Here is an 18025-nt window from a genome sequence, read left to right as displayed (position 1 = left end):
CTTATAAATTAGCAAGAGAACCTGCTCGTAAATATCATTTCATTAATTTTTTGTTTAAACACCGGGTTTGTAGAAAGAACTTTTAGTAAGTTTAAAAGCGTGAAAAGAACACGGGATAGGCAGGTTCCTCAAAAGTAGACAGTTTAACTGGTTTGTCTTTTCAGTTTTAGATAAGGTCTGGAAAGTGAGCTATACATGTTCTCCTGGCTTCTATTTAAGCCTGTAGCTGTTTCTGGTTTTTCTAAGTACAGTGTTTGGCATAATGTCTCCACCCATGCAGTTCGGGACTTTATCCCCGAAAGTTGCCTCATAAGCATTGGTCTGTCGGCTAACACACGATGCACAAAGTATTGGTGAATTTAGGTAGAGGCTTATAGAAGATGAAAATGTTCCAGGCGGTGCGGCTGATGAGCTGCACATGTCGGGTTGTCACAAATTAAGATATGAAAAGAAAGGGAGTATTATTCAGTGCCATCGTCGCTATTTATTGTGCTGTTTCCAGCTGTGCCATCAAACCGCAACAAAGTGATGCAGGTGAAATGAAACTCAAGGATGCCTTTGCAGGTCAGTTTCACATAGGCACCGCGCTAAACACGCAGCAGATTGTCGGTCGTGACACGGCAGCGCTTAGGGTAGTAAAGGAGCACTTCAACGCCATTGTTGCTGAAAATGTAATGAAAAGCGCCATGATTCAGCCCAGGGAAGGGGAGTTTTACTTTGACCTGGCAGACCGCTTTGTGGCGTTTGGGGAGCAGCATAACATGCTCATCAATGGTCATACGCTGATTTGGCACTCGCAGGCACCACGTTGGTTTTTTCAGGATAGCGCTGGCAACGACGTGTCGCGTGAGGTATTGATCCAGCGCATGAAAAACCATATCTCTACCGTGGTAGGCCGGTACAAAGGCCGGGTGCATACCTGGGATGTTGTGAATGAGGCTATACTGGATGATGGCTCGTGGCGAAAGAGCAAGTTCTACGAAATCATTGGCGAAGACTTTGTGAAACTGGCGTTTCAGTTTGCCCATGAAGCAGACCCGGAGGCGGAACTGTATTATAATGACTACTCTATGTTCCATTCCGGCAAAAGGGCAGGCGTGGTCGCCATGGTCAGGAAGCTGCAGCAACAGGGAGTGCGGGTGGATGGCATTGGCATGCAGGGGCACATCGGTTTGCAGTACCCACCCATTGAGGAGTTTGAGAAGAGCCTGCTGGCTTTTTCAGACCTCGGGGTGAAAGTCTTGATTACCGAACTGGACCTGACAGTACTTCCTGCTCCACGTGAAAATGTTGGGGCCGATGTGTCTGCCAGTTTTGAATACCAGCAACAAATGAACCCCTATGCGGATGGACTGCCTGATTCCGTGAGCGAGGCATTCAATGCCCGCTACCTGAGCTTTTTCAAGCTCTTTACAAAGCACCAGGATAAGATTTCGAGGGTAACACTTTGGGGAGTAAACGATGGCCACTCCTGGCGCAACGGTTGGCCGATGCGTGGCAGAACCGACTACCCCTTGCTTTTCGACAGAAATAATAAACCGAAGCCTGTCGTCAAGTCTATCATGCAGGCGGCACAAAATGCTTCTCCTGAATGAGTTGATAAGGGAGGGCTTCAGGAAACAGAAACGCTTCATGCCTCAGAGGCAGGCTCGTTTCATTCTGTGATTGCCCTCGCTCGCGTCTCGCGAGTGTGAGCTATGCTGTGTCTTTTGGCCGGCAAGCATTTGTTGGCCAAAAGACACAACAACGGCAATGTTGTTTTTAAGTTGACGGCATTGGATTACCCTCCCCGGAGGGGCTAGGGCTGGGTTTAAGATATACATCAACTGAAGAACATTTTCAAAGTGCAACATTCGGTTGATAATGGTACAGGAGCATGGTAGGCCTGCTGATGACAAAAGAAAACAAGCAACAGTAAACAACCCGTTCTGTAAAGGGATATCTTTAATGAACAATTCTAACACATAAATGATAGACTTATGAGAAAACCTATTCTAAAGTTCTCTTTCCTGGTTGCTGCCATGCTGGCGGCATTTTCTTCGTATGCGCAGTCTAACTTCAGTAGCAAGTTGATTGGCGTAGGCGTCGTGGTGTCGGATATAGAACGTTCGTTAGACTTTTACACCAACGGAATCGGGATGGTAAAAGCCTACAGTTTTGAAATCAATCCAGAATTTTCGAAGCGATCAGGCCTTGCGAACGGGGTTCCTACTTCTGTAACCGTCTTAAAATTAGAGAACAGCCCGGAAGCCAACGAATGGAAGCTTATGAGCTTCGGGGAAAAAGCACCGCGTCCCAAAGCGAAATTTATCCAGGACGATGTAGGCATGCAGTACATTACCATTAATGTAAAAGCGCTAAAGCCGATCATAGAAAGACTGAAAGAAAGAAATGTTCCGTTCCTGGGAAGCACACCCACACCTCTTAACCAGAATGCTCACTTTGTGCTGGTGCAGGATCCTGATGGTGTTTTCATAGAGTTGATAGGACCGATGGAATAATATCAAACCCCGCCATCGTAACATCGTTTTTCTAACGTACCGGGTCAAGCCACCCCTGCCCCTCTGGGGGTGCAGGGGCCTCCATTAGAGTCAAAGGAGGGGAGCCTGCTACTTCATTTTCCGAAAGCTTTTTCTACAGTTATCCTTTGTTGCTGTAACCTGCCAGTACGAAGCGAATCTGTTTTCAGTCTTTCCGCAGAAGACAAGATGGACAAGGCTGTCAGTGAGTTCCCGGATAAGCTGTAGCCAGGGTAACTTAGGCAAATTAGAACGTGCAAGGAGCTTCAAGGAAGTGGTATAACACTCTGGTGAGCGAGTAAGAGAGTGCGTCAGGACCCTTGCAAAAGGCAACAAACCGGAACTGCTGGCGGCAGAGCCACAAGAAGAACAAGTGCTAACAGCTGCTATAGAAAAGCGGCTGTTGACTTCCTCCACCCTTTTGTTTTAAGAAGCAAAAAACCAAATACTTCAATAAATTGACAACGTTAGCTCATAATGCTTATATTTATGCCAACGTTGGCATAAAGTACATGGGTAGTATGTTTGCTTTGAAACCCTTGTAGCACCTGACGAGAGCATCTTGCTGTGGAATGGCGGATTCACGGCGAGTGTAGAAACAGAATTATATTAACCTATAGCGTAACCATACTTTACAAATGAAAGCTTTCCTGTCACTTATTGTCATGGCTTTGTTTCTGGGAGCAGCACCCTCTGCTCCCAAGCAGGAAGAGAAGTACAAGTACCCCTTCCAGAACCCAGAGCTCCCTATCGAAACCCGCGTGAATGACCTCGTCTCCCGCCTTACCCTGGAGGAGAAGGTTGGGCAGATGCTGAACTCGGCTCCGGCTATAGAAAGGCTGGGGATTCCGTCCTACGACTGGTGGAACGAGGTGCTGCACGGCGTGGCCCGCACCCCCTACAGGGTAACCGTGTTCCCGCAGGCCATCGGTATGGCCGCCACCTTTGACACAGTTTCTCTCAAGCGCATGGCCGACTACTCCGCCCTGGAGGGCAGAGCCGTCTATAACAAAGGGGTGGAGGAAGGAAAGTCAGGGCAGCGCTACATGGGCCTTACCTACTGGACGCCCAACATCAACATCTTCCGTGACCCCCGCTGGGGCCGCGGGCAGGAAACCTACGGCGAGGACCCTTTCTTAACGGCTATGCTGGGCCGTGCCTTTGTGCGCGGGCTGCAGGGGGATGACCCTAAGTACCTGAAAGCGGCTGCCTGTGCCAAGCATTACGCGGTGCACAGCGGACCGGAGCCGGAGCGCCACGTGTTCAACGCCACCCCTTCCGACTACGACCTGTGGGACACGTACCTGCCTGCCTTCGAAGAGCTGGTGGTGAATGCCGACGTGGCGGGTGTGATGTGCGCCTACAACGCCTTCAGGGGGCAGCCCTGCTGCGGCTCTGATAAGCTGATGCAGGACATCCTGCGCAACCAGTGGCAGTTTACCGGCTACGTGACCTCCGACTGCTGGGCCATTGATGACTTCTTCAAGAACCACAAGACCCACCCCGATGCTGCCAGCGCCTCTGCCGACGCCGTGATGCACGGCACCGACCTGGACTGCGGCACCGATGCCTACAAGGCGCTGGTGCAGGCCGTGAAGGACAACATGATTACGGAGCGCCAGATTGATGTGTCCGTAAAACGGCTGTTCACCATCCGCTTCCGCCTGGGCATGTTCGACCCGGCAGCCATGGTGGCCTACGCGCAGACCCCATCCAGCGTGCTGGAGAGCGCCCCGCACCAGGCCCATGCCCTGAAGATGGCGCAGCAGTCTATGGTGCTGCTCAAGAATGAGAAAAACACGCTGCCCCTGCGCAAGAACATGAAGAAAATAGCTGTTATCGGTCCTAATGCCGATAACCCCATCGCCGTGCTGGGCAACTACAACGGGCAGCCATCAGAGGTAGTCACCGCCCTGGAGGGCATCCGCAGCAAAGTGGGTCCTGACACGGAGGTTGTGTACGAAAGAGCCACCACCTTTACCAAAGACACCCTGCTGGTATACACCGACATCTCCAATCAATTGAGCATAGACGGTAAGCCCGGTGTGAAGGCTGAGTACTTTAACAACAAAGAGCTGAAAGGGCAGCCGGTGGCGGTGCGCCAGGAAAAAGGCATCAACAACGCCTGGCAGGAAGGAGAGGCTGTGGTAGGAAACATGAAAGCCTATGATTTCTCGGCCCGCTATACAACCGATTTTACTGCTGACAAGACAGGCACCATCACCTTTGAGGTGGAAGGCGATGACGGCTACCGCTTCTTCGTGGATGGGAAGGAGCAACTGAACGCCTGGACCCGCAACCGCTGGGGCCCGAAAACCTATAAACTGACAACCCAGCAGGGCAAGACGCACCGCCTGGTGCTGGAGTATGTGCAGGAGGGAGGAAAGGCCTCCATCGCGCTGCGTGCCGGCAACATGGCCAAAACCGATTTCAAGGCGCTGGCTAACCGTGTGAAAGATGCCGATGCCATCATCTTTGTGGGCGGTATTTCCCCGCAGCTGGAAGGAGAGGAGATGCAGGTGAACGACCCGGGCTTTGAAGGCGGCGACCGCACCACCATCCTGCTGCCCCAGGTGCAGACAGACCTGATGAAAGCACTAAAGGCTACCCGCAAGCCAGTGGTGTTCGTGATGATGACCGGCAGTGCCATTGCCACGCCGTGGGAGTCGGAGAACATTCCGGCCATTGTCAATGCCTGGTATGCCGGCCAGTCGGCGGGTACCGCCATTGCCGATGTGCTGTTCGGAGACTACAACCCTGCAGGCCGGCTGCCGCTCACCTTCTACAAGAGCGATAAGGACCTGCCTCCGTTTGGTGATTATTCCATGGAAGGCCGCACCTACCGTTATTTCAAGGGGCAGCCCCTCTACGGCTTCGGGCACGGGCTGAGCTATACCACTTTCAAGTATGACCAGTTGCAGGTGCCTGCCACCGCGCAGGTGCACAGACCGGTGCAGGTAAGCGTGCGGGTGACAAACACCGGGAAGATGGATGGCGAAGAAGTGGTGCAGTTGTACACCAGCCGTGAAGTGCCGGGCTACAGAACGCCTGTCAGAGCCCTGAAGGGCTTCCAGCGCATCCCGCTCAAGAGAGGCGAAAGCAAGGTAGTGACCTTCACCATCCGTCCGCAGGACCTTACTGTGATAGGAGAAGATGGGTATGCCAACTATGTGCCCGGCACCATCCAGTTGAGCGTGGGCGGCAGCCAGCCCGATGCTTCCACCAGAAAGAGCAGGAAAACAGTGGAAGGAACAGTTGCCTTGCAGTAAAGGGATTCTCTAAAAAAAGAGGGCCTTCAGATGGAAAAAGTAAATTTCATCTGAAGGCCCTCTTTTTTTGCTACTAGATTAGTTCCATGCGGCAGAAATTAGGTACAGAGAGGTATAGCAAAAAATGAAGTGGCGCGTAAGTTATATCGCGCGTGTTTTATCACTGGAATATACTTATCATGTCCTCAAAGAAACGAGCATTGAATACCGGAGCAGCAAAAGTCTGTCTTTTCCTTCTGGCACTTTGGTTATGCGCCTGCAAGCCTGCTTCACAGGTACAGGATGTCGCTCAGGAGAACTTTATCAACTTAGCAGATCCAACTGTATTTTACCACGGCGGCACGTATTACCTGTATGGTACCGTGGAGGGCAATGCGAATCAGGGATTTGAGGTATATACTTCAAAAGACCTGAAGTTATGGGAGGGGCCGAAAGGGGCAAGCAATGGCTTTGCACTGGCGAAGGAAGATGCCTATGGCACAAAAGGATTCTGGGCGCCTCAGGTCTTTTACCACCAGGGCAGATTTTACATGGCCTATACTGCCAACGAGAACATTGCAATAGCAGCAAGCAGCAGTCCGCTCGGGCCTTTTACGCAGCAGGTGAAGCAGCCGCTGGCAGCACCTGTAAAGCAAATAGATCCTTTTGTTTTTGTGGATGATGATGGGAAGAAGTATTTGTACCATGTGCGCCTGCAGGAAGGGAACAGGATATTTGTAGCAGAAATGACGGATAACATGACCGGGATAAAAGAGGAGACACTCCGGGAGTGCATTGCGGCAGAAGTACCCTGGGAGAACACCGCGAAAGCAGACTGGCCAGTGGCAGAGGGCCCAACAGTGCTGAAGCACAACAACCTGTACTATATGACGTACTCTGCCAATGATTTCCGTAACCCGGACTACGCGGTGGGGTATGCCACCAGCAGTAGCCCGCTGGGGCCGTGGGTCAAACAGGAAACCAGCCCCATTATCAGCACAAAAAGCATTGCTGAAAAAGGAACAGGGCATGGCGACTTTGTGAAGGATAAGCGAGGCAACCTGGTTTATGTGTTCCATACACACCATTCAGACACGGCGGTTGCCCCGAGGAGAACAGCTATCATCAAGGCAGAATTCTCTAAAAGCAGTGATGGAGCTGAGGATAAGCTGATTGTTGACCGTGGAAGTTTCTTTTACCCGAAGATAAAGTTCTAAGGTGCCCGCCGCCATAGAATAATTGCGCTGGTACTGAAGGCAAAAACTCTTGAAAGCGCCGCTGCCATGAACCTGTTCAGGATAGAAGGCGCTTGCCTTACTACAAATCCTACTTTCATGCTTTTCCCAGCGTTAAGGAGATATCAGGAGAGGACACTAAAATTCGCTGTTACCCATTGGGTATGAATTTTTGTGCCTGAAACGAATTGTTAATATAGTATCTGTATTTGATAATTCTGGAGAGGCAATAAATAAGTGTATTTCTTACGTTTGCATAAGGCACTTTCTTTTATTTTAGTTATATTGAATATAATTTGATTCTGAAAGAACTGAACTGCCAGTGCGAAAGCCTAATTATTTCAGGTATAAAGGCTGTCTCTTGGCATATGCGCAGCCTTTTCCGGCACTTTTGTTTTGCTCTGTATCAGTTGAAGCTTCATGGGTTATACCTGTTCGGGGTACTATGCTTTTGTTGTAGGTTAGGGTGATTAATCACTGTTTGTATAAATAAATCATAGATAAAGTAATAGTAGGAAAGCATTTATGAAGAAGTTACTGTGCATTATTTTTCTTTTTAGTTTGGCCATCGGTGGCTGTACCGAAAAGGCTCAGACAGGGCAGAGCTCACAGGCTGAGTCTCCTGCCAAAAGAATCGATATTCTCTTCCTGGGGCACGACAGCAAACATCACGACTCCGAAAAGTACTTTCCGCAGCTGGCCCTTCCGCTCTTTCAGGAAGGCATCAGCCTGCACTACACCGCTGATCCGGCGGACCTGACAGCAGAGAATCTGAAGAAGTATGATGGCCTGATGATTTATGCCAACCATGACAATATTAAGCCGGAGCAGGAGCAGGCGATAAAAGAATTTGTGGAGGGTGGAAAGGCGCTTATCCCTATTCATAGTGCTTCCTACATGTTCCGGAACTCTGACTGGTACGTGAACGCGGTGGGCGGGCAGTTCAAATCGCATAAGGTGGGTACCTTCACGGCCCCTATCGTAAAGCCGGAGCACCCTGTGATGCAGGGTCTCTCTGAATTTGAAACCTGGGACGAGACTTACGTGCATCACAAAATTAACCCGGACATGACCGTGCTGATGGAGCGGGTAGAGGGAGACCACCGGGAGCCGTGGACCTGGGTACGGAACCAGGGGGAAGGTAAAGTGTTCTACACCGCCTACGGGCATGATGAGCGCACCTGGAGCAACCCGGGTTTTCATGAGCTGGTGGCAAACGGCGTAAAGTGGGCAGTGAGCGAGGAAGCATTGGGCCGTCTGGCACGGCTGAACATCCCCCAGCCTCAGTTTGAGGACGCAAACATTCCGAACTACGAGAGACGTGACCCTGCTCCTAAATTCCAGCACGCCCTTACACCTGAAGAATCTCAGAAACTCATAAAAGTACCTGTTGATTTTGAGTTGCAGCTCTTTGCATCAGAGCCGGATATTGTCAATCCTATTGCCATGGCCTGGGATGAAAGAGGACGCCTGTGGGTGATTGAAACAACAGATTACCCCAACGAAATACGCACCGATGACGGCAAGGGCGATGACAGAATAAAAATACTCGAAGATACAAACGGTGACGGCAAAGCCGACAAGGTAACGGTGTTCGCTGAAGACTTAAACATCCCTACCAGCATCGCCTTCGCCAATGGGGGTGTCATTATCTCTATGGCACCGCATTTCGTTTTCTTGAAAGATACAGACGGTGATGACAAGGCGGATGTAAGAGAAAACATCATCACAGGCTGGGGCAAGAGCGATACACATGCAGGCCCCTCTAACCTGAAATACGGCTTGGACAACAAAATATGGGGGGTAGTAGGCTACTCCGGCTTCAATGGAAATGTGAGCGGCAAAGACCTGAATTTCAGCCAAGCCCTTTACCGTTTCGACCCGGACGGAAAAAACCTGGAGCCGTTGGGCAGGACAACCAACAACACCTGGGGACTTGGCTTTTCAGAAGAGTTTGATGTGTTTGTGTCTACTGCCAATGGCCTGCACAGTGCCTATTTCGCGATGCCGAACCAGTATGCGAAACGCGCGGTTGCCGGTGGCTCCGGTAATACAGTCTACCGTATCGATACGCACTACGACATGCCGCACATTACACCGTACCTGCGCCAGGTTGACTTCCACGGAGGCTACACCGCTGCGGCAGGACATAACATTTATACGGCCAGAGACTATCCAAAGGCCTTCTGGAACAGCGTAGGCCTCGTAACGGAGCCAACAGGACGTGTGCTGCACAAAGTTATCCTGAAACGAAAAGGTGCCGGTTATACAGAAAAGAACGGCTTCAACCTGCTGTCCAGTTCAGATGAATGGTTTGCCCCTGTGCACGCAGAAGTAGGCCCTGACGGAGCTATTTGGGTGGCAGACTGGTACAACTTCATCATTCAGCACAACCCGACCCCACGTGGCTTTGAGAACGGGGAAGGCAACGCCTACGTGAACCCGTGGCGCGACAAGCAGCACGGCCGCATCTACCGCTTGGTGTATAAGGGCGCTAAGCCAAGTGAGCCGATGCAGCTGACCGCCAGCAATGCGGAAGGACTGCTGGCCGCATTGAGCAACGACAACATGTTCTGGCGCACTACAGCGCAACGCCTGATTGTGGAGAACCAGGTTAAAGAAGTTATACCCGGTTTATATGCGCTGGTAAACGACCAGAGTGTGGATGAGATTGGCCTGAACAATCCTGCTGTGCATGCCCTGTGGACGCTGCACGGATTGGGTGCTTTGGATGGCTCTAATGCCCAGGCACTGGAGGTGGCAACAAAAGCACTTTCACATCCGGCTGCAGGCGTAAGAAAGAACGCCGTGCAGGTGCTTCCAAGAAACGAGAAAACACTGACGGCGCTGCAGAATGCCGACTTGCTTAACGACAAGGACCTGAGAGTGCGCATGGCTGCTGTACTGGCTCTGGCCGACATGCCTGCCTCTGAGGAGCTAGGAAAGCTGGTGTATGAGGCAAGCCTGAAGCCGGAGAACGCAGCGGATGAGTACCTGCCGCAGGCATTCTTCGCTGCCGCACTCGCTCACCAGCCGGGTTTCATGGCAGCCGCTCCTAAAAACCTGTCCTTGGAAAGGCCAGACTCTGTACTGACACTTTCTGAGCGCCTCGTGAAGAGCATGGGCTACGAGAAGTACAGGCTCGACAGGTGGACGCCTATCATGTTCCCTCCTGATGTTACCGGAAAAGAGATAACTGTGCGCGCTTCCATAGGGCCGTCTAATGATGGTTTTGAAGGTGTTGTCATGTCGCATGGTGGCAAAGACTCTGGGTACAGCCTGTATGTGCAGGACAATAAATTACACTGGCTGGTGAAGCAAAACGGGAAGGCTTACAAAGCAACCTCCACAACGGCCCTGCCTGCTGAGAGATTTGATGCGGTAGCTAAACTAGCTTCCGGCGGTGTGATGACCCTCAACGTGAACGACAAGACTGTAGCGGAAGCCAAAGCTCCTTCGCTTTTCACCAAGCCGCTGACACAGGAAGAAGTACGTGTAGGCCGTGATGCCAGAGAAGAAGAAAACAAAGTGGGCGACTATCCTGACAGATTTTTCTTCAAAGGCGAGTTAAGGAGAGATGCGAGCCTGGAGCTCAAAAAACCTGTTGAAGGATCGAAGGCCAAAGGCAACACAACGGTGGCTGCTGTAACCCGGGACAGAAATGTGCGGGCAGTTGCTTCTGGAACCAAGCCAGCTGCTAAAGCCTCCGCTGCCAAACCAGCCGCCAAACCTACGGAGAAGGGTGCAACCATCAACATCAAGGTGGTAGAGCATGAGATGAAGTTCGATAAAGAGTCTTTCACAGTAAAGGCCGGTCAGAAAATTACGCTTCATTTTTCTAACCCTGATTTCATGCAGCACAACTTTGTGCTTATCATGCCAGGTACGCTGGAGAAAGTTGGCAAGGCCGCTGATGTGCTGGCCCGCGACCCGAAAGGCGCTGCGAAGAACTACATTCCGAATATGACGGAGGTGATTGTAGCTACGCCGCTGGTAGACCCACAGGGCCGGGAAACACTGGTGTTCACGGCTCCCGATAAGCCGGGTGAGTATCCTTTTGTGTGCACCGTGCCAGGCCACTGGCGCCTGATGAACGGCATCATGAAAGTAGAAGCAAGTAACTTATAAGGGAAAACACCTCGTACCAAACACGACAGCAAGGCAAAGCAGGTGCCGGGGCGGCAGAAGAAGCTGTTCCTGCACCTGACTTGTGATGCTGAAGTGGTGTGCCGGATAACAATGAAAGCTCCCGTTTTTGAAGAAAAAATAATAAAAGAATGAGTTTGAAAGACATAAAGTTTGGTGTCAGCACCTGGCTCTGGACCTCCCCCTTCAGCACAGAAACGACCTCCCTTTTCCCGAAGATAAAGGAGATGGGTTATGACATGGTGGAGATACCCGTGGAAGACCCTGCCCTGTTGGACGTGAAAAAGGTAAAGGAGGCACTGGCAGAGAATGGCCTGAAGCCAATTATTTGCGGAGCCTTTGGCCCCAGCCGCGACCTGACACACGACGACCCCACTTACCACCAGACAAGCTTCGATTACATTGAGGCCTGCCTCGACATCTGTGTAGAGCTCGGAGCCGGTTTCCTGGCAGGGCCTATGTACTCTGCCGTTGGCAAAGCCCGCCTGGTGTCGCCGGAGCAAAAGCAGGTAGAGTGGGACAGAGCCGTTACAAACCTTCGAAAGGTATGCGACATGGCGGAAGACCGGGGACTGAAGATTGCCCTCGAGCCCCTCAACCGCTTTGAGTCAGATTTGATTAATACCGCAGAAGACGTGATGCGCCTGGTAAACGATATCAACCACCCGGCTGCCAACGTGCTGCTCGACGGCTTCCACATGAATATCGAGGAACCCAGCATAGAGCGGGCCATCCGCCTGGCAGGCGACAAACTCATCCACCTGCAGGTATCAGAGAACTACCGGGGCACCCCGGGCACAGGCCAGACCCGCTGGGACGACTACAGGAGAGGGCTGGAAGCGATTGACTATAAAGGCGCCGTCTCCATCGAGAGCTTTACGCCACAGGTAAAGGAACTGGCCGGGGCAGTGTGCATCTGGCGCCCGCTGGTGCCCAGCCAGGACGGCTTCGCCAGCGAAGGGCTGCAGTTCCTGAAGTCTTGGGCGGAGGGTGCTGAAAGCACAAGCCAGGAGACAGCGGAGAAAGCAAGACATTAGACAAAGAGAATCATCTGAACAATTGTAAAAAGATAAACTATGAGCCAGAAGAAGATAAACGTGGCAATCGTTGGACTCGGTTTTGGGGCTGAGTTCATTCCAATCTACCAGAAGCACCCAAACGCCAACATGTACGCCATCTGCCAGCGCACCCAAAGCAAAGTAGATGAGATTGGCGACGCTTTCGGGATAGAGGTAAGATACACAGACTATGAGGAGCTCCTGAAAGACCCTAACGTGGACGCCGTGCACATCAACACGCCAATCCAGAATCACGCCGAGCAGTCGATAGCGGCTTTGAGGGCCGGTAAGCACGTGGCTTGTACCGTGCCCATGGCTACTACCGTGGAGGAGTGCCGCCAGATTGTGGAGCTGGTACAGCAAACAGGCTTAACTTATATGATGATGGAGACGGTTATCTACAGCCGGGAGTTCCTGTTCGTGAAAGAGATGTACGAGAAAGGCGAGCTGGGCAGAATCCAGTTCCTGCGGGCCTCGCACCAGCAGGAGATGGCCGGCTGGCCGGGCTATTGGGAAGGGTTGCCGCCGATGCACTACGCTACCCACTGCGTAGGGCCCGTGCTGGCACTGCCAAGAGCGGAGGCAGAATATGTGTCCTGCTTCGGCTCAGGCAGAATAGACGAGGAGCTGATTCCGAAGTACGGTTCGCCGTTTGCCATCGAGACCTGCCACATCAAGTTCAAAGACTCAGACCTGTCTGCGGAGGTGACACGCTCGCTGTTCAACACGGCCCGCCAGTACCGCGAGAGCTTCGACGTGTACGGCTCCAAGAAGAGCTTTGAGTGGACGCTGATAGAGCACGAGGACAGTGTGATACACACAGGCGAGACGCCGGAGCGGGTGAAGATTCCAGACTACGCGCACCTGCTGCCAGAGGAGATTCAGTCCTTCACACAGGCGGGGGTATATGACTCAGATGACAACCAGCACCTGTCTTTCATACAGGGCGCAGGCCACGGCGGCTCACACCCGCACTTGGTGCACGAGTTTGTGAGCGCGCTGGTGGAGGGAAGAGAGCCTTACCCGAACGCCCGCCAATCTGCCAACATCACCTGCGTGGGTATCCTGGCGCACGAGTCGGCCATGCAGGGCGGTAAAATTATGCAGATGCCTGAGTTTACAATGGAGAAAGCGGGAGCTTCTGTAAGTTAGCAACTCTAATTCAGGCAAAAAACTGTATAGCTGGTCTGGCAGCCTGACTTAAATCTAAATTGAATTTCAGGGCCTGATTCAGAAGACCATTGGAATACTGAATCAGGCTCCCTTAAAATGCTTGTAGTTGACCTACAGCATGGGTGAGAAATATTTCTCCCTGTGTAGTTTAACATACTCTGTGGGAGTGTAGGAGGTGATATCCTTGAACTGGCGGTTAAAGTAGGAAATATTGTCAAAGCCGCACTCAAAGGCTGTTTCCCGGATATTCCATCTGTCCTCTATAAGCAGTCGGCAGGCATGGCCAATTCTGATTTCATTAAGGAAACTGGAGAAGGTCTTGCGGGTGTGCTGCTTAAAGTAGCGACAGAAGGCATTGGTGCTCATGTTAGCGATGCTGGCTGCCTTCTGCAACTTAACCTCCTCCGAAAAGTTATTCATGATATAGTTAAACACATCATTCATCTTCTTACTGTCAGAGTCATTCTGAGGTCCATCAAAGCCCACGGAAGAGAGTAGCTCCAGTTCCTTTGACAGCGAAAGCAAGTGGAGGAAGTTAAAAAGCTGCATGAGTCTTTCGAAGCCTTCCAGATAAAGCATCTGTTCAACCAGGGCAGTTGCTTTCTTTTTTGTTTCTCCGTTGATGCGAATACCTCTTTTGCTGCTGAGCAGCAACTTTTGGATAGGATTGACTTCGGGTAAAGAGAGAAAACGTTCTCCTAAAGATTCTACCTGGAAAAATATGGATATATTCCGGGCGCTAAGACCAGAATTCTCTTCATAGAATTTTTTATCGTTGCGAAACACGTGAGGAAGATTAGGGCCCAGGAGTAATATGTCTCCTGAACTGAAGCTGCCAATGTTATCGCCGATAAATTGGGTTCCGGAGCCCTCACAGATGAACATGACCTGGACCTCGGGGTGAAAATGCAGGTTGTCGTAAAAGTGAGGCTGCTCCTCGTACTGAACGCGTATGGTCTCGTCTGAACTTTTGGGGATTTGAAAGTAAACAGGCTTCATGGCAGTCATGCAACAATGTACCCATAAGTTAAAGAAAAAATGGTATAGGTTGATTATAGAGAAGAAATGGCAAGAAATTCAACCATAGCGCCATTATTAAAACATCATGTACTTAAATTTAATAGATAGTGAGTGACGTTATTTTGTCTTTCGAAGGTATCACGGTGCGTTCTGTGGGGCAGCCAATAGTAAGTGATATCAGCTTCGAAATAAAGAAAGGAGAACACTGGGTATTAGTAGGCGACAACGAAACAGGTAAGCATTTGCTGCTGGACACTATTGCCGGAAATGTACCGATTGTGAGCGGAAAGGTAAATTTCAACTTCCAGGAGGAGTACAAGCAGGAGAACCCGGTGCAGTCTTCCCGCTTCCTGTGGCAAAAGCCTGTTTCCTTTGTTTCCTCGCGCCATTCCTTCTCCAGCTTATCGGGTAAAGAGGAGCTTTTTTACCAGCAGCGGTATAACGCAGCATACGCTTCAGATGCACCTACTGTAAAACAACACCTTTCTGACATTACCCCATTCTCAGATTTCCCCTCCTGGACTTATGATAAAGTAGTGGTGGCTTTACGCCTGCAGCAACTTCTGGAGAAAGAACTGATTAAGCTCTCCAACGGGGAAACGAAAAGGGTGCTGTTAGCCGCAGCCTTACTCCGTAACCCGTCCCTGTTACTGCTGGATAATCCTCTATCAGGGCTGGATGTCGGGTCCAGGGAGAGCTTTAATGAGTTGGTGACAGCCATCACGGATTCGGGAATAACAGTCGTCATGGTCACCTCTCCTGAGGAGATACCGGATGCCATCACACATGTTGCCGTCTGGAACGAAGGCCAGGAAGTAGCTACTATGTCAAAAAAACAGCTCACCACGCGCGCGCAAAACAAGGTGCAGCCGGAGCCGCTGGATAAAACAAAACTGCAGGCGCTTCTTTATGCCACGGCCACTCCAGCCTTTGACGCCATTGTGAAGATGGAAGATGTTTCCATCAAGTATGGAGACAAGACGGTGCTGGATAACATTTCCTGGGAAGTAAAGCAAGGTGAGAAGTGGGCGCTGGTGGGGCATAACGGAGCAGGAAAATCTACTTTGTTAAGCCTGATTAACGGAGATAACCCGCAGGCTTACGCAAATAAAATCACCCTCTTTGACAGGAGGAGGGGAAGCGGGGAAAGCATCTGGGATATCAAGAAAAACATAGGTTTTGTTTCTCCTGAGTTGTTTCAGTACTTCCCCGGCGGGCAGTCCTGCCAGGATGTGGGAGAGTCCGGTTTCTATGACACGCTAGGGCTTCAGAAAAACAGTGACCTTGAAAAAAGAGCAACCGTATTGCGCTGGATGGAAGTGTTTGGAATAGCAGAGTTGGCAGAAAAACCTCTCAGGAACGTAACGGCAACCAATCAGCGCCTGTGCCTGCTCGCACGTGCACTGGTAAAGAATCCGCCCCTGCTTATTTTAGATGAACCCTGCCATGGCTTCAATGCTTCCCAGCAGCGGCATTTCAAAAGCATCATCAATGCTGTCTGCGAAGCCAGCGACCTGACTATTATTTATGTGAGCCATTACCAGCACGAAATCCCCGAGTGTGTAACGAAGGTGATTCAACTGGAAAACGGAAAGTGCGTGCGCCTCACATCTTGATGAAATAGCAAAGGAAACCTAAACCTGAAAAACACATTAAGGACATCCCCATGGTAAAGAAACTGATTCTCAAAGCCTGCAGCCTTGTGCTGTTGTTAGCCAGCGCAGCGGGTGCCTATGCCCAGGCGCCCGAGTTTACGCGTCAGGATACCTTGCGTGGTTCCATCACAAAAGAAAGGGCGTGGTGGGACCTGACATATTATCACCTGGATGTTGCGGTAAACCCCAGCGACAGCACTGTTCGGGGTATTAACACGATTCAGTATAAGGTGTTGGAGCCAAACCGCCTGATGCAGGTGGACCTGCAGCCGCCCATGCGTATCGAAAAGGTGGTGCAGAACGGGAAAGAGCTGAAGTTTAACAGAGAGGGCAACGTCTATTATATTCAGGTAGGTGAAAACCAGAGAAAAGGGGAGTTGAATAAGGTAGATGTTTTCTTCGGAGGCAAGCCTGTGGTCAGCAAGAATCCGCCCTGGAGCGGTGGGTTTACCTGGAAGAAAGACGCCCAGGGGAATTCGTTCGTCGCGAACTCCAACCAGGGCGATGGGGCCAGTTTGTGGTGGCCTGTGAAAGACCACATGTACGATGAGCCGGACAGCATGCTCATCAGTGTAACGGTGCCCAAGCATTTGATGGACGTGTCGAACGGGAAGTTCAGGAAAATAGAAGCCAGAAACGACAGCACGAAGACCTATCACTGGTTTGTGTCCAACCCCATCAACAACTACGGCGTGAACATCAGCGTGGGCGACTACGCGCATTTCTCAGAAACCTACAAAGGCGAGAAGGGTGAACTGGACCTTGACTATTATGTGCTGAAAGAAAACCTGGAGATAGCCAAGGCACAGTTTAAGGATGCACCCCGTATGCTGCAGGCTTTTGAGCACTGGTTTGGTCCTTACCCTTTTTACGAGGATGGCTTCAAACTCATAGAGGTGCCTTATTTAGGTATGGAGCACCAGAGCGCCGTAACCTATGGCAACGGATACCAGAACGGGTACAGGGGGAGAGATTTGAGCGGCACCGGTTGGGGCCTGAAGTTCGACTTCATCATTATCCACGAGTCCGGGCATGAGTGGTTTGCCAACAATATTACGTACAAAGACATAGCCGACATGTGGATTCATGAAAGCTTCACCAACTACTCCGAAAGCCTCTTTCTGGACTACCACTATGGTAAAGAAGCCGGCAATGCCTACGTCATCGGAACCCGGGGTGGCATCAAAAACGACAAGCCCATTATCGGCAAGTATGGTGTGAACTACCGGGGCTCCGGCGACATGTATCCGAAAGGAGGAAACATGCTGCACACCCTGCGCCAGATTGTAAATGATGACGAGAAGTGGCGCGGCATCCTGAGGGGGCTCAACCGGGATTTTTACCACCAGACCGTGACAACGCAGCAGATTGAAAACTACCTTAGCAAGCACACCGGCCGCGACCTCTCCGCCTTCTTTGACCAGTACCTGCGCGATGTAAGAATTCCGAAGCTGGAGTACCAGGTTACGGGCAATAAACTCAGATACAGGTGGAGTAACACGGTGGATGGATTTAACATACCTGTGAAGGTAACGCTGGGAGGTAAAGAAAAATGGCTGGAGCCTACCGCCACCTGGAAAGAGCTCAAAGTAAAGGGCACGCCTTTGCTAAAGGTAGACCCTAATTTTTATGTAGACGCTGTTAACTTATCCAGTAATGCACAATCCCTCAGGTAAGTTTTAGCAGGCTCCACCGCTGTTGAGAAATTCAGAAAGCCTTCACGATAGTCTCCTTCTAAATATGAAAGGACATTCGTGAAGGCTTTTTCTATTGTTCTACCATTACCAGTTCAATGAAGTTCCTTGATATTTTGCATAGAGCTTGAACCCGCCCACAATCCCTCCAAGGCTCATCTTGTAGGAAAAAATTCAGAGGCTCTGGGAGGGGTTAAAATCAGCAAACAGCTCTATCTTTATTTGTCATCCTGGAAGGATCTTGTTAATAGAGGGCCCCTTCCCCCGCAAGCCGCAA

10 protein-coding genes are annotated in these 18025 nt (G+C 51.0%); 9 read left to right on the top strand and 1 reads right to left on the bottom strand.

Going from position 1 to position 18025, the window contains the following annotated elements; genetic code table 11:
- Positions 1–443 precede the first annotated feature (443 nt).
- From ACYVB1_RS02285 to ACYVB1_RS02255, 7 genes are all read left to right on the top strand, one after another.
- Positions 444–1595 carry an endo-1,4-beta-xylanase gene (locus tag ACYVB1_RS02285; RefSeq protein ID WP_460920080.1) on the top strand — a complete coding sequence of 384 codons (1152 nt, stop codon included), beginning with the start codon at positions 444–446 and terminating at the stop codon, positions 1593–1595.
- Positions 1596–1979: 384 nt separating this feature from the next.
- Entirely contained in the window at positions 1980–2501 is a 522-nt protein-coding gene (locus tag ACYVB1_RS02280) for a VOC family protein (RefSeq protein ID WP_460920078.1), read from the top strand.
- A 656-nt stretch (positions 2502–3157) separates the two neighbouring features.
- Positions 3158–5788, top strand: coding sequence for a glycoside hydrolase family 3 protein (locus ACYVB1_RS02275; protein ID WP_460920076.1), 2631 nt, complete (start codon positions 3158–3160; stop codon positions 5786–5788).
- 179 nt (positions 5789–5967) lie between these two features.
- Positions 5968–6984, top strand: a complete 1017-nt coding sequence (locus ACYVB1_RS02270; RefSeq protein ID WP_460920074.1) for a glycoside hydrolase family 43 protein — start codon at positions 5968–5970, stop codon at positions 6982–6984.
- Positions 6985–7527: 543 nt separating this feature from the next.
- Positions 7528–11130, top strand: coding sequence for a PVC-type heme-binding CxxCH protein (locus ACYVB1_RS02265; protein ID WP_460920072.1), 3603 nt, complete (start codon positions 7528–7530; stop codon positions 11128–11130).
- Positions 11131–11279: 149 nt separating this feature from the next.
- Positions 11280–12185, top strand: coding sequence for a sugar phosphate isomerase/epimerase family protein (locus ACYVB1_RS02260; RefSeq protein ID WP_460920070.1), 906 nt, complete (start codon positions 11280–11282; stop codon positions 12183–12185).
- A 39-nt stretch (positions 12186–12224) separates the two neighbouring features.
- Positions 12225–13358: a Gfo/Idh/MocA family protein gene (locus tag ACYVB1_RS02255; protein ID WP_460920068.1), complete on the top strand. Its 1134-nt coding sequence runs from the start codon at positions 12225–12227 to the stop codon at positions 13356–13358.
- A 132-nt stretch (positions 13359–13490) separates the two neighbouring features.
- On the opposite strand, the gene ACYVB1_RS02250 is transcribed toward ACYVB1_RS02255, so the two are convergent.
- Positions 13491–14378 (bottom strand): AraC family transcriptional regulator, encoded by an 888-nt coding sequence (locus tag ACYVB1_RS02250; RefSeq protein WP_460920066.1) that lies wholly within the window; start codon positions 14376–14378, stop codon positions 13491–13493.
- 128 nt (positions 14379–14506) lie between these two features.
- Here ACYVB1_RS02250 and ACYVB1_RS02245 point away from each other — a divergent pair, with 128 nt between their 5' ends.
- On the top strand, positions 14507–16015 hold the full coding sequence (locus tag ACYVB1_RS02245; RefSeq protein ID WP_460920064.1) for an ATP-binding cassette domain-containing protein: 1509 nt from the start codon (positions 14507–14509) through the stop codon (positions 16013–16015).
- Positions 16016–16065: 50 nt separating this feature from the next.
- A complete protein-coding gene (locus ACYVB1_RS02240) occupies positions 16066–17730 on the top strand; it encodes a M1 family metallopeptidase (RefSeq protein WP_460920062.1) in 1665 nt (554 codons plus the stop codon).
- Positions 17731–18025 lie beyond the last annotated feature (295 nt).

Source organism: Pontibacter brevis, from assembly GCF_054779655.1.
Note: the sequence above shows the minus strand (reverse complement) of the source record. Positions and strands in the feature narration are given on the sequence as shown.